At 72.6% G+C, this 21,364-nt stretch carries 18 protein-coding genes and 2 pseudogenes; 16 read left to right on the top strand and 4 right to left on the bottom strand.

The genetic code is table 11. From position 1 onward, the window contains the following. The first annotated feature begins 2 nt into the window (after window positions 1-2). Window positions 3-545 (top strand): arginine repressor, encoded by a 543-nt coding sequence (locus tag N4G70_RS25220; protein WP_053723584.1) that lies wholly within the window; start codon window positions 3-5, stop codon window positions 543-545. A gap of 48 nt (window positions 546-593) precedes the next feature. On the opposite strand, the gene N4G70_RS25215 is transcribed toward N4G70_RS25220, so the two are convergent. Further along, window positions 594-1,283, bottom strand: a complete 690-nt coding sequence (locus tag N4G70_RS25215; protein ID WP_261714991.1) for a L,D-transpeptidase — start codon at window positions 1,281-1,283, stop codon at window positions 594-596. 247 nt (window positions 1,284-1,530) lie between these two features. Between N4G70_RS25215 and argH the strand changes: the two genes are divergently transcribed. The 3 genes from argH to N4G70_RS25200 all read left to right on the top strand — a co-directional run bounded on the left by argH (window position 1,531) and on the right by N4G70_RS25200 (window position 5,111). Beyond that, window positions 1,531-2,958 (top strand): argininosuccinate lyase, encoded by a 1,428-nt coding sequence (argH, locus tag N4G70_RS25210; protein ID WP_261714990.1) that lies wholly within the window; start codon window positions 1,531-1,533, stop codon window positions 2,956-2,958. A gap of 69 nt (window positions 2,959-3,027) precedes the next feature. Beyond that, window positions 3,028-3,579, top strand: coding sequence for a TetR/AcrR family transcriptional regulator (locus N4G70_RS25205; RefSeq protein WP_261714989.1), 552 nt, complete (start codon window positions 3,028-3,030; stop codon window positions 3,577-3,579). Window positions 3,580-3,617: 38 nt separating this feature from the next. Beyond that, window positions 3,618-5,111: an MFS transporter gene (locus N4G70_RS25200; RefSeq protein WP_261715060.1), complete on the top strand. Its 1,494-nt coding sequence runs from the start codon at window positions 3,618-3,620 to the stop codon at window positions 5,109-5,111. Window positions 5,112-5,490: 379 nt separating this feature from the next. Here the strand turns inward: N4G70_RS25200 and N4G70_RS25195 are convergent. Further along, window positions 5,491-6,220, bottom strand: a pseudogene (locus tag N4G70_RS25195) (lysophospholipid acyltransferase family protein). Between the two features lie 222 nt (window positions 6,221-6,442). Between N4G70_RS25195 and N4G70_RS25190 the strand changes: the two are divergent. The 3 genes from N4G70_RS25190 (at window position 6,443) to N4G70_RS25180 (ending at window position 8,731) form a co-directional block, all read left to right on the top strand. Beyond that, window positions 6,443-7,603 (top strand): glycerophosphodiester phosphodiesterase, encoded by a 1,161-nt coding sequence (locus N4G70_RS25190; RefSeq protein ID WP_261714988.1) that lies wholly within the window; start codon window positions 6,443-6,445, stop codon window positions 7,601-7,603. Between the two features lie 84 nt (window positions 7,604-7,687). Next, on the top strand, window positions 7,688-8,191 hold the full coding sequence (locus N4G70_RS25185) for a sigma-70 family RNA polymerase sigma factor (protein ID WP_261714987.1): 504 nt from the start codon (window positions 7,688-7,690) through the stop codon (window positions 8,189-8,191). A gap of 36 nt (window positions 8,192-8,227) precedes the next feature. Further along, window positions 8,228-8,731 carry a GNAT family N-acetyltransferase gene (locus N4G70_RS25180; protein ID WP_261715059.1) on the top strand — a complete coding sequence of 168 codons (504 nt, stop codon included), beginning with the start codon at window positions 8,228-8,230 and terminating at the stop codon, window positions 8,729-8,731. A gap of 3 nt (window positions 8,732-8,734) precedes the next feature. On the opposite strand, the gene N4G70_RS25175 is transcribed toward N4G70_RS25180, so the two are convergent. Continuing rightward, on the bottom strand, window positions 8,735-9,151 hold the full coding sequence (locus tag N4G70_RS25175; protein ID WP_261714986.1) for a hypothetical protein: 417 nt from the start codon (window positions 9,149-9,151) through the stop codon (window positions 8,735-8,737). 2 nt (window positions 9,152-9,153) lie between these two features. Further along, a complete protein-coding gene (locus N4G70_RS25170) occupies window positions 9,154-9,513 on the bottom strand; it encodes a hypothetical protein (protein ID WP_261714985.1) in 360 nt (119 codons plus the stop codon). Here N4G70_RS25170 and N4G70_RS25165 point away from each other — a divergent pair. From N4G70_RS25165 to N4G70_RS25125, 9 genes and pseudogenes are all read left to right on the top strand, one after another. Further along, window positions 9,461-9,829 (top strand): annotated as a pseudogene (locus tag N4G70_RS25165) (HAD-IA family hydrolase); the annotation flags it as partial. The gene N4G70_RS25170 and the pseudogene N4G70_RS25165 sit on opposite strands and share 53 nt — an antisense overlap. 366 nt (window positions 9,830-10,195) lie before the next feature. Beyond that, window positions 10,196-11,251, top strand: a complete 1,056-nt coding sequence (locus N4G70_RS25160; RefSeq protein WP_261714983.1) for a methionine ABC transporter ATP-binding protein — start codon at window positions 10,196-10,198, stop codon at window positions 11,249-11,251. Further along, window positions 11,248-11,916 carry a methionine ABC transporter permease gene (locus N4G70_RS25155; RefSeq protein WP_261714982.1) on the top strand — a complete coding sequence of 223 codons (669 nt, stop codon included), beginning with the start codon at window positions 11,248-11,250 and terminating at the stop codon, window positions 11,914-11,916. The genes N4G70_RS25160 and N4G70_RS25155 overlap by 4 nt, the downstream gene beginning before the upstream one ends. A gap of 69 nt (window positions 11,917-11,985) precedes the next feature. After that, window positions 11,986-12,837, top strand: a complete 852-nt coding sequence (locus tag N4G70_RS25150) for a MetQ/NlpA family ABC transporter substrate-binding protein (RefSeq protein WP_261714981.1) — start codon at window positions 11,986-11,988, stop codon at window positions 12,835-12,837. A 184-nt stretch (window positions 12,838-13,021) separates the two neighbouring features. Continuing rightward, window positions 13,022-13,678 (top strand): GNAT family N-acetyltransferase, encoded by a 657-nt coding sequence (locus N4G70_RS25145; protein WP_120725105.1) that lies wholly within the window; start codon window positions 13,022-13,024, stop codon window positions 13,676-13,678. A gap of 124 nt (window positions 13,679-13,802) precedes the next feature. Next, window positions 13,803-15,017, top strand: a complete 1,215-nt coding sequence (gene cbiE, locus N4G70_RS25140; RefSeq protein WP_261714980.1) for a precorrin-6y C5,15-methyltransferase (decarboxylating) subunit CbiE — start codon at window positions 13,803-13,805, stop codon at window positions 15,015-15,017. Window positions 15,018-15,357: 340 nt separating this feature from the next. After that, entirely contained in the window at window positions 15,358-18,852 is a 3,495-nt protein-coding gene (cobT, locus tag N4G70_RS25135) for a nicotinate-nucleotide--dimethylbenzimidazole phosphoribosyltransferase (protein WP_261714979.1), read from the top strand. A gap of 168 nt (window positions 18,853-19,020) precedes the next feature. Further along, a complete protein-coding gene (cobA, locus tag N4G70_RS25130; RefSeq protein ID WP_261714978.1) occupies window positions 19,021-20,241 on the top strand; it encodes a uroporphyrinogen-III C-methyltransferase in 1,221 nt (406 codons plus the stop codon). A 116-nt stretch (window positions 20,242-20,357) separates the two neighbouring features. Continuing rightward, entirely contained in the window at window positions 20,358-21,176 is an 819-nt protein-coding gene (locus tag N4G70_RS25125; protein WP_261714977.1) for an RNA methyltransferase, read from the top strand. Window positions 21,177-21,364: the final 188 nt, after the last annotated feature.

The raw sequence follows: 21,364 nt of genomic DNA, 5'->3' as shown, positions 1-21,364 counted from the left end.
CGATGACCGACGAGGCGCAGGACTTCGAGCCGGGCGGCCCCGCCGTACCGCAGACCCGCACCGCCCGCCACCGCCGGATCGTGGACATCCTCAACCGGCAGCCGGTGCGGTCCCAGAGCCAGCTCGCCAAACTCCTCGCGGACGACGGGCTGAGCGTCACCCAAGCGACGCTCTCCCGCGACCTCGACGAGCTGGGCGCGGTCAAGATCCGCAACACCGGCGGCGAGCTGATCTACGCGGTGCCCAGCGAGGGCGGCTTCCGCACCCCGAAGGCGCCGCTCGGCGAGTCCGCGAAGGAGGAGCGGATGCGCAGGCTCTCCGCCGAACTCCTCATCTCCGCGGAGGCGTCGGCCAATCTCGTGGTGCTGCGCACCCCGCCCGGTGCCGCCCAGTTCCTCGCCTCCGCCATCGACCAGGCCGAGCTGCACGACATCCTCGGCACCATCGCGGGCGACGACACCCTGATGCTGATCAGCCGTGACCCCTCGGGCGGCCAGGCGCTTGCCGACCATCTGCTGCGGCTGGCCCAGAACGACCACCGCTGAGGCGAGTCGGGGGCGCGAGCCCCCAACTCCCGCCCTCGCAGGGCGAGTTCAGTACCCGGTGATCGCGGTCGGGCCGCTCTCCGTGCCGATCGCGATGTGCGGGAACCGTACGGGATCGGCCCAGGCAAGGACCCGGTCCATCGCTTCGGCGGGCACCGAGACACAACCGGCCGTCGCACCCTTCCCGTTGACGTGCAGAAAGATCCCGGCGCCCCGGCCGCGCACCGGCTTGCGGTAGTTGAAGGCGATGACCAGCGCCCGGGCGTACTGCGTGGCGTACGCCGTCAGATGTTCGGACTCGCTCGCCCGGCAGTCCCGGGGCAGCCCCTCCACCCAGCGGTTGTAGGCGTGCGACTCGTTGTCCTGGCACCACCAGGACCGGTCCGTCGCGCGCCGGTAGGGGTAGCGGGTGCCGGGCGGTGCGGCCGCCACCCCGAAGGCGTACGGCAGCGCGTAGAGGCCGGTCGGCGTGGTGTCGGTGCCCTGGACCCGCTTCGCGCCCTCCACCAGGCCCTTGGCGCCGAACCTGGCGGGCGCCGAGCCCACCGCCACCCAGCGCCGGCCGCGCCGGTCCCACCAGGTGAGCCGGCCCTCGGTGGCCCCGGGGCTCGGCGCCTCGGCGGTCAGGAGCTGGCTGCCGCCCCCGGTACGGGCCATCCGCGCGGGCAGCGGCTCGGTGGGCGCGGGCCCGGCGAGCGGGACCAGCAGGGACGCGAGGAGCAGGGCGGTGAGGCGCATGCTCCGGACCGTATGCGCCGCCCGCCCGTCGAGCCGCAGGGACGGGCCGGAATTGCTCCGTACGCGCGATGCCCGCGGGTCGTGCGCGAGCGGCGACGCCTTTGACAAAACATACAGAGGACTGCATAGTTATGCTCATCATCGAGAGGGTCGCGCGGCGCGACCTCAGGTGGGCGCGGATCGTTGAACGGCCACCTCCCCGCTCCTTGGCGGCGGGCGGCACATCCACTTCTGAGGAGCTTGAGCTGTGAGCAGCAACAACGGTGACGTACGGCTCTGGGGCGCCCGGTTCGCCGACGGTCCCGCCGAGGCGCTGGCGAAGCTGTCCGCGTCGGTCCACTTCGACTGGCGGCTCGCCCCCTACGACATCGCCGGCTCCCGTGCCCACGCGCGGGCGCTCCACACGGCGGGCCTGCTCACCGCCGACGAGCTCCAGCGCATGGTCGCGGGCCTCGACCAGCTGGAGAGCGACGTCGCCGACGGTTCGTTCGTCGGCACCGTCGCCGACGAGGACTGCCACACCGCCCTGGAGCGTGGCCTCCTGGAGCGCCTCGGCGCCGATCTCGGCGGCAAGCTCCGGGCCGGCCGGTCCCGCAACGACCAGGTCGCCACGCTCTTCCGGATGTATCTGCGCGACCACGCCCGCACCATCGGCGGTCTGCTGGCCGAGCTCCAGGACGCCCTGGTCGGCCTCGCCGAGGCGCACCCGGACGTCGCCATGCCGGGCCGTACGCACCTCCAGCACGCCCAGCCGGTCCTCTTCGCCCACCATGTGCTCGCCCACGTCCAGTCGCTGTCGCGGGACGCCGAGCGGCTGCGCCAGTGGGACGAGCGCACCGCGGTCTCGCCGTACGGTTCCGGGGCGCTCGCGGGGTCCTCGCTCGGGCTCGACCCGGAGGCGGTCGCGGCCGACCTCGGCTTCGAGCACGGCTCGGTCGGCAACTCGATCGACGGCACGGCCTCGCGGGACTTCGTCGCGGAGTTCGCCTTCATCACGGCGATGATCGGCGTGAACCTCTCGCGGATCGCCGAGGAGATCATCATCTGGAACACGAAGGAGTTCTCCTTCGTGACCCTGCACGACGCCTTCTCCACCGGGTCGTCGATCATGCCGCAGAAGAAGAACCCGGACATCGCGGAGCTGGCGCGGGGCAAGTCGGGCCGCCTCATCGGCAACCTCACCGGCCTGATGGCCACCCTGAAGGCGCTGCCGCTGGCGTACAACCGGGACCTCCAGGAGGACAAGGAGCCGGTCTTCGACTCCTGCGACCAGCTGGAGCTGCTGCTGCCCGCCTTCACCGGGATGATGGCCACGCTGACCGTCAACCGGGAGCGCATGGAGGAGCTCGCCCCGGCCGGGTTCTCGCTCGCCACCGACATCGCCGAGTGGCTGGTCAAGCAGGGCGTGCCGTTCCGGGTCGCGCACGAGGTCGCGGGCGGGTGCGTCAAGGAGTGCGAGGCGCTGGGCATCGAGCTGGACCAGCTCACCGACGAGCAGTTCGCGAAGATCTCCGAGCATCTGACCCCCGAGGTCCGTACGGTCCTCAACGTCAAGGGCGCGCTCGCCTCCCGCAACGGCCGCGGCGGCACGGCGCCCTCGGCGGTGGCGGCCCAACTGGCCGAGGTCAAGGCGGACTTGACGACGCAGCACGCCTGGGCGACCGCGAAGAAGTAGCCCCGGCCGGCGGGCAGCCCCTCAAGCCCCGATGAGACGTCCGTGTCTCATCGGGGCTAGGCTTGTCTCATGACCGTGGACCGAGACCAGGTGCTCCGCACCGCCGCAGCCCTCCTCACCCGTAAGGCCACCGCCACCATGGACGAGGTGGCCCGCGCGGCCGGCATCGGACGCGCCACTCTCCACCGCCACTTCGCCGGGCGCGAGGCCCTGGTCAGAGCGCTCGAAGAGCTCGGCATCCGCGAGCTGGAGGCCGCCCTGGAGGCGGCCCGGCTCGACGAGGACGGCGCGCCGGACGCGCTGCGCCGCCTGGTCGCCGAGGTCGAGCCCGTCGCGGGCCTGCTCGCCTTCCTGGTCACCGAGAACCAGCTCTTCGAGGGCGAACAGATGAACCAGGGCTGGGCCCGCATCGACGCCCGGGTCTCCGCGCTGTTCCGGCGCGGCCAGGAGCAGGGCGCGTTCCGGATCGACCTCACCCCCGCCTGGCTCACCGAGGCCCTCTACGGGCTCATCGGGTCCGGCGCCTGGGCGGTGCAGGACGGCCGGGTCGCCGCCAAGGACTTCCAGTACATGATCGCCGAGTTGCTGCTCGGCGGTGTACGGCGGAGCGTGGAGAAGTGACCGCAACCGAACAGCGGGCGCCCCAGGCCGTCGGCCCGATGGGCCGCTGGCTCGCGCTCGCGGTGCTCGTACTCGCCGTGCTGCTCGTCGCTGTCGACGCGACCGTGCTCGGCCTCGCCACGCCCTTCCTCAGCGAGGACCTGAAACCGTCCGGCACCCAGCTCCTGTGGATCGGCGACGTCTACTCCTTCGTCATCGCCGGACTGCTGGTCTCCATGGGCAGCCTCGGCGACCGGATCGGCCGCAAGAAGCTGCTGCTCGTGGGCGCCGTCGCGTTCGGCGCGGTCTCCGTGCTCAATGCCTACGCCTCCAGCCCCGAGATGATGATCCTGGCGCGGGCGCTGCTCGGCGTCGCGGGCGCGACCCTCATGCCGTCCACCCTCGCCCTGATCCGCAACATCTTCCACGACCCCCGCGAACGCAGCCTCGCCGTCGGCATCTGGGGCGCGGCCGCCTCCGCGGGCGCGGCGGTCGGGCCGGTGGTCGGCGGGTTCCTCCTGGAGAACTTCTGGTGGGGCTCGGTCTTCCTCATCAACCTGCCCGTGATGGCCGTCCTGGTGCTGGTCGGCATCAAGCTGCTCCCCGAGTCGCGCGATCCGGACCCCGGGCCCTGGGACCTCATCAGCGTCGGTCTCTCCCTGGTCGGCATGGTCGCCGTGGTGTACGCGGTCAAGGAGGCGGCGGTCAGCGGGTTCCGCTGGGACATCGCGGTGTCGGCCGTGCTCGGCATCGCGGCCCTCGTCTGGTTCGTACGCCGCCAGCGCACCCTGGACTCGCCGCTCCTGGACATCCGCCTCTTCCACCACCGGGGCTTCTCCGGGGCCGTCCTGGCCGACCTGCTGACCATCCTCGGCCTGTCGGGGCTCGTCTTCTTCCTCTCCCAGTTCCTCCAACTCGTCCAGGGGCGTTCCCCGTTGGAGGCCGGGCTCATCGAACTGCCCGCCGCCGTCGGAGCGGTGGGGGCCGGACTCGCGGCCGGCACCATCGCGCGGCGGGCCTCGGTACGCAGCGCGGTCGCCGGCGGGCTCGCGGCGGTGGGGCTCTCCCTCGCGGCCTGCGTGGTGCTCGGCGCGGACACGCGGGTGGTCTCGCTCGGCATCGCCCTGTTCGTGGGCGGGCTCGGCGCGGGCCTCGCCTTCACGGTGACGGCGGACGTCATCCTCTCCAGCGTGCCCAAGGAGCAGGCGGGGGCGGCGTCCGCGGTCTCCGAGACCGCGTACGAACTCGGCGCGGCCCTCGGGATCGCGCTGCTCGGCTCGGTGGTGACCGGCATCTACCGGGGCTTCGAGGCCCCGGCCGGTGTCCCCGCGGATGTCGCGGCCGAGGCGCACGACTCGCTGGGCGGGGCGGTGGAGGCGGCCGCGAAGCTCCCGGCGGACCAGGCGAACGCGATGCTCGCGGCGGCGCGGGCCACGTTCACGGACGGCTTCCAGACGGCGGCGGCGGTGGGGTCGGTGGTGCTGTTCGCCACGGCGCTGGCGGCCTGGTTCCTCCTCCGCGGCCAGGCCCTCGCGGAGTCCCCACCGGACTGACCCCGCTCGGCCGGGGGTGCCCGCGCCGATTACCCCGCTTGGCCGGGGGTGCCCGCGCCGATTACCCCGCTCGGTCGGGGGTGCCCGCGCTTGGACGCCGCCCGGGTGCGGGCGTCCCTCTGCGGTTTGGGGGCCTGGGCGTTGGCGCCGCCGGGGGCCCGGGGTGCTTGGGCGTCAGTGCTGCCAGGGGCGCGGGGAACTGCGCGATCGGCCCGGCACGGTCTGCGGTCTGGAGCGGACGTGGGCTGTGCCCTGGGGGCTGAGGGTTTGGGTGCGGGTCGGCTGGGGCTGGTCGCGCAGTTCCCCGCGCCCCTGGCGGGGTTGGGGCGTGCCCTGGCGGGGTGGGGGCCAAGGGCATTGAAGGGGTGGGGAGTTGGGGTTAGGCGGCCTTGGCCTTGGTGGCGTACATGTCTACGTACTCCTGCCCGGACAGCCGCATGACCTCCGCCATCACCGAATCCGTGACCGCCCGCAGCACATAGCGGTCCCGGTCCATGCCCTCGTAGCGCGAGAACTCCATCGGCTCGCCGAAGCGGACCGTCACCTTGCCGGGCCGCGGCATCCCCGCACCACCCGGCTGCAACTTGTCCGTGCCGATCATCGCGAACGGCACGACCGGCGCACCCGTCATCAGGGTGAGGCGGGCGACACCCGTACGGCCGCGGTAGAGACGGCCGTCGGGGGAGCGGGTGCCCTCCGGGTAGATGCCGAACATCTGGCCGTCCTCCAGGACGCGGCGGCCGGTCATCAGCGCCGCCACACCACCGTTCGCGCCGTCCCGGTCGACCGGGATCATTCCGACCCCGGTGAAGAACCACGCCATGAGGCGACCCTTGAGACCCTTGCCGGTGACGTACTCGTCCTTGCCGATGAAGGACACCTGCCGGTCGCACACGATGGGCAGCACGATCGAGTCGATGAACGTCACGTGGTTGCCGGCGAGGATCACTGGACCGGTGCCCGGAATGTTCTCGGCGCCTTCCACCTGTGGGCGGAACATCAGGCGCATGATCGGTCCGAGCACTGCCTTGATGAGCGCGAAGCGGGACAACGGGCCCTCCGGGGTCGTCTGGGTCTGGGTGGGTGGGATGTGTGCAGGTGAGGACGATACTCGCGGGTCACCTCTGATCGCACACCGGGTTCACGAAGTGGATACGCGCTGTTGACATGTGTTCGCGCCGACTTCCGCCCGCGTTGGTCCCCGGGTACCCCCGAAGCATCCCTTTCTTCAGCTCTCTTTGCCTACGCTCGACTCCTCGCTCTGGCAGGTGCGGGACAAGCGTGCCCGGCGCGCGAAAAGGCGCGGGGGAACCGATGACTGAGGAGTGTTCATGACTGAGGGTGAGCGGATGAGTCCCGGGCGGCGCGGCGTGCTGGGGGCGGCCGGTGCCGTCGTGCTCGCGACCGCGGCCACCGGGCTCGCGGGCGCACCGGCCTCGGCCGCCGACCGCCACGGCCGGGGCCCCGGCTCCTACCGCGACCTGCCCGTCCCGTATGTCATCGGGCACCGGGGGACCGCCGGTTACCGCCCGGAGCACACCTTCGGCTCCTACCAGCACGCCCTCGATCTGGGCGCCCATGTCATCGAGCAGGATCTGGTGCCCACCAAGGACGGGCATCTGGTGTGCCGCCACGAGAACGACATCTCGGCCACCACCGACGTCGCCGACCACCTCGAATTCGCCTCCCGCAAGACCACCAAGAGCATCGACGGGGTCTCCGTCACGGGCTGGTTCACCGAGGACTTCACGCTCGCCGAGCTCAAGACGCTGCGCGCGAAGGAGCGCATCCCGGCCAACCGTCAGCGCAACACGCTGTACGACGGCCGCTGGGACATTCCCACCTTCGAGGAGGTGCTGCGCTGGGCGCAGGAGCAGGGCCGGCGCCTGGGACGCCGGATCTGGCTGCACACCGAGACCAAGCACCCCACCTACTTCCGCGGCATAGGGCTGCCCCTGGAGGACCGGCTCGCCTCGATGCTGCGCCGCTACGGACGCCACCGCGCCGACTCCCCGCAGTTCCTCCAGTCCTTCGAGCCCAGCAGCATCCAGCGCCTGGCGAAGCTGGTCGACACGCCCTCGGTGGTGCTGCTGTCCAACGCGGGCACCAGGCCCTGGGACTTCGTCGTCAGCGGCGACCCCCGTACCGTCGACGACCTGGTCAGGCCCGACGGCCTGAAGTGGATCGCCTCGTACGCCCAGGGCATCGGCCCCACCCTCGACCTGATCATCCCCAAGGACGCGGCGGGCCGGCTGACCCGGCCGACCTCCCTCGTCCGTGACGCGCACGCGCGGGGGCTGATCCTGCACCCCTACACGATGCGCAACGAGAACACCTTCCTGCCCGCCGACTTCCGCCGCGGCACCGACCCCAACGCCTACGGCGACGCGTTCGGCGCCTTCAGGACGTACTTCGCCACCGGTATCGACGCGGTGTTCTCCGACAACGCGGACACCGCGCTGCTCGCCGCGGCCGACTTCCGCGGGCGCTGAGAGCCGGAGCGCCCTTCGTCCCCGTACGAGTGAGAAGTGCCCGTCGCGGAAACCGGTCGCCGCGGCGGGCGCGTCCCGCCGGGCATGGATCTCGTCACAGAGCTCAGCCCGCTTCTCGCCGCCGAGGCCGCCGCGGAGGCGGCCGGCACCGGGGTCGACGCCGCCGACCTCGAACAGGCCGTCTGGCTCAGGCTGTTGGAACAACAGCAGTCGGGCGCCCCGGTCCCGGCGCGCTGGGTGCGCACCGCCGTGCGGGCCGAGGCGCGCCGGGCCCGCCGCCTGCGCCGCCGGGAGAGTCCGTACGCCAGCGCGCCCGCCGCCGACCCGGCACCGGGGCCCGAACTCGCCGCCCTCACCGCCGAGCGGCGCCGCACGCTGCGCGCCGCGGTGGGCCGCACCCCGGGCAACTGCCCCCGGCTGCTGACCGCGCTGCTCTCGCCGCAGGACCCCACCTACCGGGAAATCGCAGGGGAGTTGGATATCTCACAGGGCAGTCTGGGGCCGATGCGTTCCCGTTGCCTGGGATGCCTGCGCAGAATGCTGGCGGCGGAGGTTGCCGCTCCTGAACATGGGGGAAAGGAGCGGTAGACAATCGGGGACCAGTTGAGCGAGAGGCATGCACACATGGGCATGAGCGTGACCATCTCTGCGGCCGGCGCACAGGATGCCGAGCAGATACTGAAGCTGCAGTTCCTGTGCTATCAGCGCGAGGCCGAGCTCTACGGCGACTACTCGATCCAGCCCCTGACCCAGACCCTCGACGAGCTGAGGGCCGAACTCTCCACCGGATACGCCCTGGTGGCCCGGCTCGGCGACGAGGTCGTGGCCTCGGTGCGGGGGCGGGTGGACGCGTCCGGCACCGGCCGCATCGACAAGCTGATCGTGCACCCCCGGATGCAGGGACACGGCTTGGGGGGCCGGCTCCTGGACGCCATCGAGGCGCACTGCGCGGCCGAACTCGACGCCAAGCGGTTCCAGCTGTTCACCGGCCACCGCAGCGAGTCGAACCTGCGCCTTTACCGCAGACACGGGTACGCGACCGTGGCCACCGAGGCCGTGAGCGCGCGGCTCTCCCTGATCACCCTCGAAAAGGACGCGGCGGCCTCGGAGTTCGCGGCCAGCGCCTGATCGTCAGGGCTTGGCGCGCCTGAGCCAGAGCATGCCGAGGACCGGCAGGATCACCGGGATGAAGAGATAGCCCATGCCGTAGTCCGACCAGACCGTGGCGTCGGGGAAGGCGGAGGCGTCCGCCAGGGTCCAGGTGCCGACGATCAGGACGAAGAGGAGCTCCGCCGCGCAGCACACCAGCGCCGCCCGGCGGGCCTTCTCGCCGCCGCGCACCAGTGAGTACGTGATGAAGCCGTAGACGCAGGCCGCGATCGCGGACAGTACGTACGCCAGCGGGGCCTTGCCGAAGTCCATGATCATCTGGACGATCGAGCGGGACGCCGCGGCCACGGTGAACACCCCGTAGAACCAGACGAGTACCCGGCCGGGCCCGGAGCCGAGCTTCTCGGCGGGCGTGGTGTCAGTGGCGGACTCGGTCACGGTCAGCCTCCCCAGATGTCGTAGAGACGCACTTCGAGCACGGCGAGCACCACGGCGCCCGCGGACACCGTCACCGAGCCCCACTTGGTCCGCTCGGAGAGCGAGAGGAAGCCCGCCGCCGGGACGGCCGCGAAGGCTCCGGCCAGATACGCGACGAAGATCGCGACGCCCTGTTCGGGCCGCTCGCCGCGGCCGAGCTGAACGAGCCCGACCACGAGCTGGGCCAGCGCGAGGACGGTGACCACGGCCATGCCGATGAAGTGCCAGTCCTTGGTGGCCTGGTCCCGGTATGCGGCCAATCCGCACCAGGCGGCGAGGGCGAGCGCGGCGGCGGCGACCGCGATCGTCAGGGCATCGAGCATGGGGTCGAGGGTATTACGGGCCGAAAGGCCCGATGCGCTCACCCCCACCCCCGCCCGTAGGCTCACCCGGGGCAAAGCCCGACCCGAGCCCTTCCTGCTCGCGGCCGCCCGCCTCGACGTGGACCCGGCCCGCTGGGTGGTCTTCGAGGACGCCCCGGCGGGGCTCGCGGCCGCCCGGGCCGCGGGCGTGACCACCGTGGCCTTGGCCACAACGCACCGGGCCGAGGAGCTCCTCGCCGATGTGGTCGGGAAGCACCTGTCGGCCGTCTCCGCGCTGGTCACGGACGGGGGAGTGGAGATCACCGCGGCGGAGTGAGAGCGTCCACATGGCAGTCCAGGGATGTCCGGTATTCGGACATCCCTGATTCGTTCCCGACCGGTTCTGCTTTACTTGCGACATGACCACGACGAGCAGCCGCACCCTTGCGACCGAGGCGATCACGACGCCCGGTGCTCGTTGTCTGTGTCGAATGTGCGCCTTCTGAGGGCCCCCGCCTGAGCCTCGCGCCCCGAAGCGAGACCACGTCGGCCGCGCCCGTCTCCGTACCACGAGCTACGGATCCGGCCTGCCCCGCGCCACCGTGCCCCCGGTATCCACCGATGAGGCCGAGCCGCGCCCCGAACACGTTTGCCCCGTGCCCGGCCCACCCCGCGCCGCGCACTCGACAGTGACGGAAATCCTGTGATCACCACAACGGGCCTGACCAAGGTCTACCAGTCGCGCGGACGAGATATCACCGCGCTCGACGGCGTCGACCTGCATGTGCGCGAGGGCGAGGTGTACGGCGTCATCGGCCAGAGCGGCGCCGGAAAGTCCTCCCTCATCCGCTGCGTCAACCTCCTGGAGCGCCCCACCTCCGGCACGGTGACCGTCGACGGCGTCGACCTGACCGCGCTCGCCGGGCGCGGCCGCCGGGCCGGCAAGGACCTGCGCCGGGCCCGCTCCCGCATCGGCATGGTCTTCCAGCACTTCAACCTGCTGTCCTCGCGCACCGTGCAGGACAACGTCGAGCTGCCCCTGGAGATCCTCGGGATCTCCGGCAAGGAGCGCTCCCGCAAGGCGCTGGAACTGCTCGACCTGGTGGGCCTCGCCGACAAGGCCAGGGCCTACCCCGCCCAGCTCTCCGGCGGCCAGAAGCAGCGCGTCGGCATCGCCCGCGCCCTGGCCGGCGACCCCAAGGTGCTGCTCTCCGACGAGGCGACCAGCGCCCTCGACCCGGAGACCACCCGCTCGATCCTCCAGCTCCTTCGCGACCTCAACCAGCAGCTCGGCCTCACCGTCCTGCTCATCACCCACGAGATGGACGTCGTGAAGACGATCTGCGACTCGGCCGCCCTCATGCGCAAGGGCCGCGTCATCGAGTCCGGCACGGTCGGCGAGCTGCTCGCCACCCCCGGCTCCGAACTCGCCTCCGAACTCTTCCCCGTGACCGGAGAGGCCTCCGGCCCCGAGCGCACCGTCATCGACGTCACCTTCCACGGCGAGGCCGCCACCCAGCCGGTCATCTCCCAGCTGTCGCGGACGTACAACATCGACATCTCGATCCTCGGCGCGGCCATGGACACCGTCGCCGGCAAGCAGATCGGCCGGATGCGGATCGAACTGCCCGGCCGCTACGAGGAGAACGTCGTCCCCGTCGGCTTCCTGCGCGAGCAGGGCCTCCAGGTGGACGTCGTGGACGACAGCGTCCCGAACGACAGCCAGGCGCTCGACCTGGTCGAGGAAGGTGCCAAGTGAGCTGGTCGGACATGCAGCCGCTGCTGTCGCAGGGAACGTACGACAGCCTCTACATGGTGCTCTGGGCGACCCTGGTCACCATCGGGCTCGGGCTGCCGCTCGGTGTGCTGCTCGTGCTCACCGACAAGGGCGGCCTGCTCCAGAACCGCCCGGTGAACAAGGTCATCGGCGTGATCGTGAACATCGGCCGCTCGCTGCCCTTCATCATCCTGCTGATCGCCCTGATCCCCTTCACCACCTGGCTCGTCGGCACCTTCATCGGCCCCAGCGCCATGATCGTGCCGCTGTCCATCGGCGCCGTCCCCTTCTTCGCGCGCCTCGTGGAGACCGCCGTGCGCGAGGTCGACCACGGGCTCGTCGAAGCCGTCCAGTCCATGGGCGGCGGCATTCCCACCATCGTGTGGAAGGTGCTGCTGCCGCAGTCGCTGCCCTCGCTCGTCTCCGCGATCACCACCACCGTGATCACCCTCGTCAGCTACTCCGCGCTGGCCGGCGCGGTGGGCGGCGGCGGTCTCGGCTCGGTCGCCATCACCTACGGCTACCAGCGCTTCGAGACCACCTTCATGCTCGTCACGGTGGCCGTCCTGATCGCCATCGTCACCGTGATCCAGCTGCTCGGCGACGGCGTCGTACGCCTGCTCGCCCGCCGCGGCCGGACCTCCTGACCCTTCTCCCCAACGGCCCGCACTCCTTGTCCGGGCGTCACACCGCACCACCGGAAAGAGGCACTTTTCGTGCGTAAGAACACCAAGATCACCGCTGTCGCCGTCGTCACCGCCGCGCTCGCCGCCGGCCTCACCGCCTGCGGCTCCTCCTCCGACCCGAAGACGGCCGGCGGCAAGGCCGACGAGTCCAAGGCGCTGGTCGTCGCGGCGTCCCCGACCCCGCACGCCGACATCCTGAAGTACGTCAAGGACAACCTGGCGGCCAAGGCCGGACTCAAGCTGGAGGTGAAGGAGTTCACGGACTACGTCCTGCCGAACACCGCCACCGAGCAGGGTCAGGTCGACGCCAACTTCTTCCAGCACAAGCCCTACCTGGACGACTTCAACAAGAAGAACGGCACCCACATCGTGCCCGTCGTCAATGTGGAGCTGGAGCCCCTCGGCCTCTACTCGCACAAGGTCAAGGCCCTCAAGGACATCACCTCCGGCCAGACGGTCGCCGTCCCCAACGACACCACCAACGAGGGCCGCGCGCTCCAACTCCTCGCCACCAACGGCCTGATCACCCTGAAGGACGGGGCCGGCTCCGGCGCCAAGCTCTCCGACATCAAGGACAGCAAGGGCCTGAAGTTCAAGGAGCTGGAGGCCGCCACGCTGCCCCGCGCCCTGAGCGACGTGGACGCCGCCGTCATCAACGGCAACTACGCCATCGAGGCCGACCTCAAGCCGGCCAAGGACGCCCTCGCCCTGGAGAAGGCGGAGGGCAACCCCTACGCCAACTTCCTCGCCGTCAAGCAGGGCAACGAGAACGACCCGCGCGTCCAGAAGCTCGTCAAGCTCCTGAACTCCGACGAGGTCAAGAAGTTCATCACCGACAAGTACGCGGGCTCCGTCGTCCCCGCGTTCGGCGCCGCCAAGTAGCGCTCCCCGTAAGGCCGTACGAAGGTCCCGGACGCCTCGTCAGGTGTCCGGGACCTTCGTCGCCACGGCCACCCGGCCATGCGCGCCGACGGCCCGATGCTGCATGCTGTGCCTTTACGGTCCTTATCGGTTGACGGGCCACGGAGGCCCCAGGGGCCCCGCGGTCCCCACGGCGGTCCACGGCATGGAGCGGCACATGACTACCCCCTTTCCGGTCTTCCCGGACATCTCCATCAGCACGGACCGCCTGGTGCTGCGCCCCTTCGAGGATGCCGACAGCCCCGCGCTCATCGAGATGATGAACGACGAGCAGGTCGTCGCCTGGACCGCCGTGCCCCACCCCTACACGGCCCGCGACGCCGACGACTGGGTCCGCCACATCGCCCCGCGCGAGCGCACCGAGGGCCGAGGAATCGTTCTGGCGGTCACCGAGTTCCTCACCCAGCGCCTCGTCGGCATCGTTCACCTCCAGAACACCAACTGGCGCACCCTGGCCACCGAGGTCGGCTATGTCGTGGCGCCCTGGGCGCGCGGCGAGGGCTATGCCACCGAGGCCGTGCTCGCCACCGCCCAATGGCTGTTCAGGGACCAGCGGTTCGAGCGCCTCGAACTGCGCACCGCCGCCGACAACACCGCCTCCCAGCAGGTCGCGCAGAAGATCGGCTGCATCAGCGAGGGGGTGCTGCGCAACGCGTGGATAGCGCGTACGCAGACCGAGGACGGCGGCTGGACGGACATCCGCACCGACCTCATCGTGTGGAGCCTGCTCCCCGAGGACCTGGACGGGATCGCCGACCAGCTCGCGGACGCCGGATACGCCTCCTACACCGACTGGAACTGATCCCCCGCACCGACGGGAACCGGCCCACCGCCGACAGCCGCGCGGATCGTCCGCGACTACCCTCGTTCCGTACGCCGGCACCGCTGCCGCCCCGACCCGCGACCACACCTGGAGTCTGACGAAGATGGCCGACCGCGTCACGGTGATCGGCTGGGACGGCTCGCCCCTCACCCCCGCGGCCACCTCCGCCCTCTCCGCGGCCACCCTGGTGGCCGGCGCCGCCCACCACCTCGCACTCCCCGAAGTACCGCCCGGCGCCGAGCGCATCCGCCTGGGCAGCGTGGGCCTGGCCGCCCGCCGGATCGCCGGCCACCGCGGCAGCGCGGTCGTCCTCGCCGACGGCGACCCCGGATTCTTCGGCGTCGTCCGTACCCTCAGGGACCCCGAGCACGGCCTCGAGGTCGAGGTCGTGCCCGCCGTCCCGTCCGTCGCCGGAGCCTTCGCCCGCGCCGGGATGCCCTGGGACGACGCCCGGATCGTCGTCGCCCACCCCCGCACCCTGCGCCGCGCCGTCAACGTCTGCCGCGCCCACCGCAAGGTCGCCGTCCTCACCTCGCCCGGCGCCGGGCCCGCCGAACTCGCGCTGCTCCTCGAAGGCGTCCACCGCACGTTCGTCATCTGCGAGGAACTCGGCAGCGACCGCGAACAGGTCACCGTCCTCACCTCCGAGAACGCCGCCGACCACGCCTGGCGCGACCCCAACGTGGTCATCGTCCTCGGCGGCGGCCCCGCCACCGAGGGCGACGGCTGGCTCGCCGGACCCGCCCCCGGCTACCCCTCCGCGCCCCGCGGCTGGGCGCTGCCCGCCCGCGAGTACGGCGCCGGGCTCGGCCCGGGCGAGTCCACCGAACTGCGCGCCGCCCAACTCGCCCGGCTCGGGCCGCGCGTCGGCGACCTCGTCTGGGACATCGGCTGCGGCAGCGGCGCGCTGTCCGCCGAGGCGGCCCGGTTCGGCGCCGCCGTCATCGCCGTCGACGCCGACGCGGAGGCCTGCTCACGCACCGAGTCCACCGCCCGCCGCTTCGGCGTCCAGGTCCAGGCCGTCCACGGCAGGGCCCCGCACGCACTGGAGTCGCTGCCCGAACCCGACGTCGTACGCGTCGGAGGGGGCGGCGCCGCCGTCGTGGCGGCGTGCGCCGACCGCAGACCGGAGCGCATCGTGACGCACGCGGCCACCCGGGACGGGGCGGAGGCCGTGGGAGCGGCGCTGAGCGCCGGCGGATACGACGTCGAGTGCGCCCTGCTGCAATCGGTCGACCTCGACACGAGCGCCTGGACGGAGCGCGAACGCTCGGTCGCCTTCCTGCTCTCCGGAAGGCGGAAAGAAAGATCCCCGTGACTCCTCCGGCGCGTCGCGGGGGGTAGGCTGGCCGATCGTTGTACCGCACCCGGCCGTTCGGCGCTCACCTCGTCAAGGGCCGGAAAAGGGGCCCCCTTTGGCGCCGTCGGCGGTACGGCACATCCGGGGGACGCGCAACGTGGCGCAGCCCACACGGTCCGTGGCCGAGACTGACCGCCACGGCGGCGAAGGCCCGCGACAATGCATGGTGTCGTTGACGCCTGCGGGCCGCTCGCCACCGCGCGGCGCACTCGTCGCGAGCGACGGGTGCCGCGCGTGACATGAGCGCGGCTCCCCGGGCGCAGGCCGAAGGAGCACTACAGATGGGCGAGGGGTACGCATGACTGACACCGGCCAGGTCCCGGGCGAGGGACTGCCGGAGAACGCAGGCATGGTGGAACAGCCGGGCTTCCCCGCTCCCGGCGCCTACACCTTCCTCGATCCCGCAGACAGTTCGGTGAACCCCGTGGACGACGACGATCTGCTGCTGATGCCGGGCGCCCAGGGCGCCTGGATCGACCCGCAGTCCGCGCCCGCCCCCGCTCCCGTCATGGCCCAGGCGCCCGGCCGCGCCGAGCCAGGCGCGCACGAGGCCGGCGGCCGCGACACCGGCTCGGTGGAACTCGGCGGCGCCCGCGCGGCCCAGGCGCCCGCGGCCACCACCCCGCCGCCGTCCCGCCGCCCCCTGCACCTCGGCCCGCAGGTCCCGGACGCCTCCGGGGGCGTCGTACGCTCCCTCGCCGACCGCGGCCCGGCCGGAACGCCGGGCAACCCGACGGCCGCGCGCACCCAGGGGCCCGCGACCACGGGCCCCGAATACCTGGACATCCCGCGCGAGGAGCCGGCCGCCCAGGCGCCGGGACCGCAGTTCGGGGACCTCCCGCCGGGGCCCGGAATGGCATGGACGCCTCAGCAGCGTTCGGCGCCGCACGCCTCGCTCAACACCCCCATGCCCCCTGCAGAAACGGTCGTCCCCGAGGAGTTCGAGGAGTTCGCTGGGCAGGCCGCCACTTCGGGCGCCCAGCACCAGGGCGCCGAACACGCGGCGCAGGCACAGGCCCTTGCCCAGCCCGCGCTCCTCGTGGACCAGCTCGTCGCCCAGCAGGCGCCGCGGCAGGCCGCCCAGCAGATGGCGCGGCAGCCCGAACAGCCGCAGCCCGTCGGCCAGTTCGTGCCCGTGGAGGGGTCCGTTCCGACCGGCCCCCACCTCGCGCCGGCCACGGCCGCGCCCGCGCAGGACGTGCCCCAGGAGCCTGTGGCGCAGGACGTGCCGATGGCCGCCGAGCCCGTACCGCCGGCCGCTCAGCCCGAGCAGGCCGCTCCCGCCGGGTTCGTCGCCCCGGTCGGGGCCGGATCCGCCACCGCCGAGGCCCCGGTGGCCGAACAGGCCGTCGCGGAACAGGCAGCGCCGGAACCGGTCGCCGAGCAGCAGGCCGCCCCGGCGGCGCCGGTCGCCGACGAACCCGCGTCCGCCGAGCCGATCGTGACCGAGCCGGCTCAGGCCGAGACCGCCACCGCCGAGCCCGTCACGCCCGAGCCGGTCGTGGGCGAGCCCGGGCCCGCCGAGCAGGCCGTGGCCGAGCCCGTCGTCGAGGCGCCGCTCCCGCAGCAGCCCGTGGCGGTCGAGCCCGTCGCCGAACAGCCCGTCGCCGTACCGCCCGTCGTCGAGGAGGCCGCGCCGCAGAGCCAGGCCGCCACGCACGTGGCCCTGCGCGTGCCGCAGGCCGCAGTGGCCGAGCAGACGCCGCAGCAGGCGAGCCCGGCCGAGCCCGCCGCCGAGGTGCCGGCACCCGAGACGGCGCAGGTGCCCGTCGCCGAGCCCGTCCAGGCGCCCGAGCCCGTGCTCGTACCGCAGCAGGAGCAGCCGGGACAGCAGGAAGCCGCCGAGCAGTCCGTCGCCGTTCCGGCGGCGGCCCCCGAAGAGGCTCCGGTGGCCGCTCCCGTCGTCTCCGAGGCCATGTCCGTGCCGGACGAGCCCCTCGAAGTGATCGTCGCGCCCCAGCCGTCCGCCGCACCGGAGCCCGAGCCCGCCGCCCCCTCGGCCGAGCCGGAGGCGCCCGCCGCCGAGCAGGTCGCCGAGGCCGTCGAGGTGCCCGAGCAGGCGCCCGCAGCCCCGGCCTACGACGACGCCGAACGCGAGGCCGTCCTGCGCGTCATGCGCGAGCGCCGCGACATCCGCAACGGCTTCCGCGGCGACCCCATCCCGCACGAGGTGCTGCTCCGCGTCCTGGAGGCGGCCCACACCGCGCCCTCCGTCGGACACTCGCAGCCCTGGGACTTCGTGGTCATCCGGTCCGCCGAGACCCGCCGCACCATGCACGAACTCGCCCAGCGCCAGCGCGAGGCGTACGCCAAGTCGCTGCCCAAGGGCCGGGCCAAGCAGTTCAAGGAACTGAAGATCGAGGCCATCCTCGACACCCCGGTGAACATCGTCGTCACCGCGGACCCGACCCGGGGCGGCCGGCACACCCTGGGCCGCTACACCCAGCCGCAGATGGCCCCGTACTCCTCGGCGCTCGCCGTCGAGAACCTGTGGCTCGCGGCCCGCGCCGAGGGCCTCGGCGTCGGCTGGGTCTCCTTCTTCGACGAGCGCGAGATGGTGCGCGCCCTCGGACTGCCCGAGCACCTCGAAGTCGTGGCCTACCTCTGCGTCGGCTACGTGGACGAGTTCCCGGAGGAGCCCGAGCTGATGCAGGCGGGCTGGTCCAAGCGCCGCCCGCTGTCCTGGGTCGTCCACGAGGAGACGTACGGCCGCCGCGCGCTGCCCGGCGAGGACCCGCACGACCTGCTCCAGGAGACCGTCGCCGGCATCCGCCCGCTGGACGCCAAGGCGCTCGGCGAGGCCTGGGAGCGGCAGAAGCGGATGACCAAGCCGGCCGGTGCGCTCGGCATGCTGGAGATCATCTCCGCGCAGCTCAGCGGCCTGTCCCGCAAGTGTCCGCCGCCGATCCCGGAGCCCGCGGCCGTCGCGATCTTCGCGGGGGACCACGGGGTGCACGCCCAGGGCGTCACCCCCTGGCCCCAGGAAGTCACCGGCCAGATGGTCGCCAACTTCCTCGGCGGCGGCGCGGTCTGCAACGCCTTCGCCAACCAGGTGGGCGCCGAGGTGTGCGTCATCGACGTGGGCGTCGCCTCCGAACTCCCGGCCACCCCGGGCCTGTTGCCCCGCAAGGTGCGCCCGGGCACGGCCGACATGACGACCGGTCCCGCGATGACCCGCGAGGAGGCGATCGCGGCCATCGAGGTCGGCATCGAGACCGCCCGCGATCTGGTGGCGGCCGGCAACAAGGCGCTTCTGACGGGTGAGATGGGCATCGCCAACACCACGGTGTCGGCCATCCTGATCTCCCTGTACACCGGCGTCGACCCGGCCGAGGTCACCGGCCGGGGCACCGGCATCAACGACGAGACGCACGCCCGCAAGGTCGATGTCGTCCGCCGCGCCCTCGAACTGCACCAGCCGGACCCGGCCGACCCGATCGGCGTGCTCGCCGCGGTCGGCGGCCTGGAGCACGCGGCCCTGGTCGGCTTCCTGCTCGGCGGCGCCTCGCTGCGTACGCCGGTGATCCTGGACGGCGTCAGCACGGGAGCGGCCGCCCTGGTCGCCCGCGCCATCGCCCCCGAGGTGCTGTCCGCCTGCATCGCGGGCCACCGCAGCGCCGAACCCGGCCACGCGGCCGCCCTCAACAAGCTGGGCCTGCGCCCCCTGGTCGACCTCGACCTCCGCCTCGGCGAAGGCACCGGCGCCCTGCTCGCCCTCCCGGTGGTGCAGAGCGTGGCCCGCGCGATGCACGAGGTCGCCACGTTCGACTCGGCGGGCGTCACCGAGAAGTAGCCCGTACGCATGAGCGGGGGGCCGGGGTCACAGACCCCGGCCCCCACTCGTGCCGCACCACCCGCCCGCCCCTTAGGCTGTCCGCGGGATCGCGTACCCCCTCCCACCAGCCGCTTCACCGCCGCAGCGGCTCACCGCACGTCACTCCGCCCGAGGAGCACCGCCGCCATGGTCGAACACCCCGCGTACCCCGTAGGCCTTCGCCTCACCGGCCGCCGCGTCGTCGTCGTCGGCGGCGGCCAGGTCGCCCAGCGCCGGCTGCCGGCCCTCATCGCCGCCGGAGCCGACGTCACCCTGGTCTCCCCGAGCGCCACCCCCTCCGTCGAGGCGATGGCGGACGCCGGCGAGATCCGCTGGGAGCGCCGCCGCTTCGCCGACGGCGACCTCGCGGACGCCTGGTACGCCCTGGTCGCCACCGCCGACGCCGAGGCCAACGCGCGCATCTCGGCCGAGGCCGAGCGCTTCCGCGTCTGGTGCGTACGCTCCGACGACGCGACCGCCGCCACCGCCTGGACCCCGGCCACCGGCCGCTCCGAGGGCGTCACCGTCGCCGTGCTCACCACGGACACCCCCGACCCGCGGCGCTCCGCCGCCATCCGCGACGCCGTCGTCGAGGGCCTGCGCGACGGCACCCTGGTCGCCCCGCAGCAGCGCACCCGCACCCCCGGTGTCGCCCTGGTCGGCGGCGGCCCCGGCGACCCGGACCTGATCACCGTGCGCGGCCGCAGGCTGCTGGCCGAGGCGGACGTCGTCATCGCCGACCGGCTCGGCCCCCGCGACCTGCTCGACGAACTCCCCCCGCACGTCGAGGTCATCGACGCCGCGAAGATCCCCTACGGGCGGTTCATGGCGCAGGAGGCCATCAACAACGCGCTGATCGAGCACGCCAAGGCGGGCAAGGCGGTCGTGCGGCTCAAGGGCGGCGACCCCTACGTCTTCGGGCGCGGCATGGAGGAACTCCAGGCGCTCGCCGAGGCCGGCATCGCCTGCACGGTGGTGCCCGGCATCTCCAGCTCCATCTCGGTGCCGGGCGCGGCCGGCATCCCGGTCACCCACCGGGGGGTGGCGCACGAGTTCACCGTGGTCAGCGGCCATGTGGCCCCGGACGACGAGCGCTCACTCGTCGACTGGAAGTCGCTGGCCCAACTGCGCGGCACCCTGGTGATCCTGATGGGCGTCGACAAGATCGGCGCGATCGCCGGAGCCCTCGTCGCCCACGGCAAGAACCCGTCCACCCCGGTCGCCCTCGTCCAGGAGGGCACCACCGCCGCCCAGCGCCGCGTGGACGCCACCCTGGGAACGGTCGGCGAGGTCGTCAGGGCCGAGGCGGTCAAGCCTCCGGCGGTCATCGTCATCGGTGACGTCGTCGCGGTGAACCCCCGCCCGTAGCGCCGCGTACGCCCGCCCATGAGCGCCCAGGGGCGGGCATCCCCACCCACGACCACCGGCGCCGGATCTCCGTCCCAGCCGTTGGCACCCCACCCAGGACAAGGCAGTATCACCCTGTGGCCGATCTCATCACCGTCACCGACCCCGACGACCCGCGACTGCGCGACTACACGGGCCTGACCGACGTGGAGCTGCGGCGCCGCCGCGAGCCCGCCGAAGGCCTCTTCATCGCCGAGGGCGAGAAGGTCATCAGACGGGCCAAGGACGCCGGCTACGAGATGCGCTCGATGCTGCTCTCGGCCAAGTGGGTCGACGTCATGAGGGACGTCATCGACGAGCTCCCGGCGCCGGTGTACGCGGTCAGCCCGGACCTGGCCGAACGCGTCACCGGCTACCACGTGCACCGGGGCGCGCTCGCCTCGATGCAGCGCAAGCCGCTTCCGGCCTCGGACGAGCTCCTGGCCGCCGCGCGCCGGGTGGTGGTGATGGAGGCGGTCAACGACCACACCAACATCGGCGCGATCTTCCGCAGCGCGGCGGCCCTGGGCATGGACGCGGTCCTGCTGTCCCCGGACTGCGCGGACCCCCTGTACCGGCGCTCGGTGAAGGTGTCGATGGGCGCGGTCTTCTCCGTCCCGTACGCCCGTCTGGAGTCGTGGCCCAAGGGCCTGGAGACGGTCCGCGGCGCCGGCTACCGCCTGCTGGCCCTGACCCCCGACGAAAAGGCCTCCAGCATCGAGGAGGCGGCCCCCCACCAGCTCGACAAGGTGGCCCTGATGCTGGGCGCCGAGGGCGACGGCCTCTCGACCCAGGCCCTGGTGGCGGCCGACGAGTGGGTCCGCATCCCGATGGCCCACGGGGTCGACTCCCTGAACGTGGGAGCGGCAGCGGCAGTGGCCTTCTACGCCGTAGCAACAGGCACCCCAACCCCCTGACCCCCCGGGCGAGGACGTGCCCTTGAGGGGCGCGAGGAACTGCGCGAGCAACCAACCACGGCACGCACCCGAACACCCGCCCCGGGGAAGCAGAGCCCGGCTACACGGCCCCGCCGAGCCGCATGCCCTTGAGGGGCGCGGGGAACTGCGCGAGCACCCCGCACGATCCGCACCCGAACACCCGCCCC

It is taken from the genome of Streptomyces sp. ASQP_92 (assembly GCF_025399895.1).
Taxonomy (GTDB): domain Bacteria; phylum Actinomycetota; class Actinomycetes; order Streptomycetales; family Streptomycetaceae; genus Streptomyces.
The sequence above is the reverse complement of the archived record's forward strand: the minus strand, read 5'-3'. Positions and strand labels throughout refer to the sequence as shown.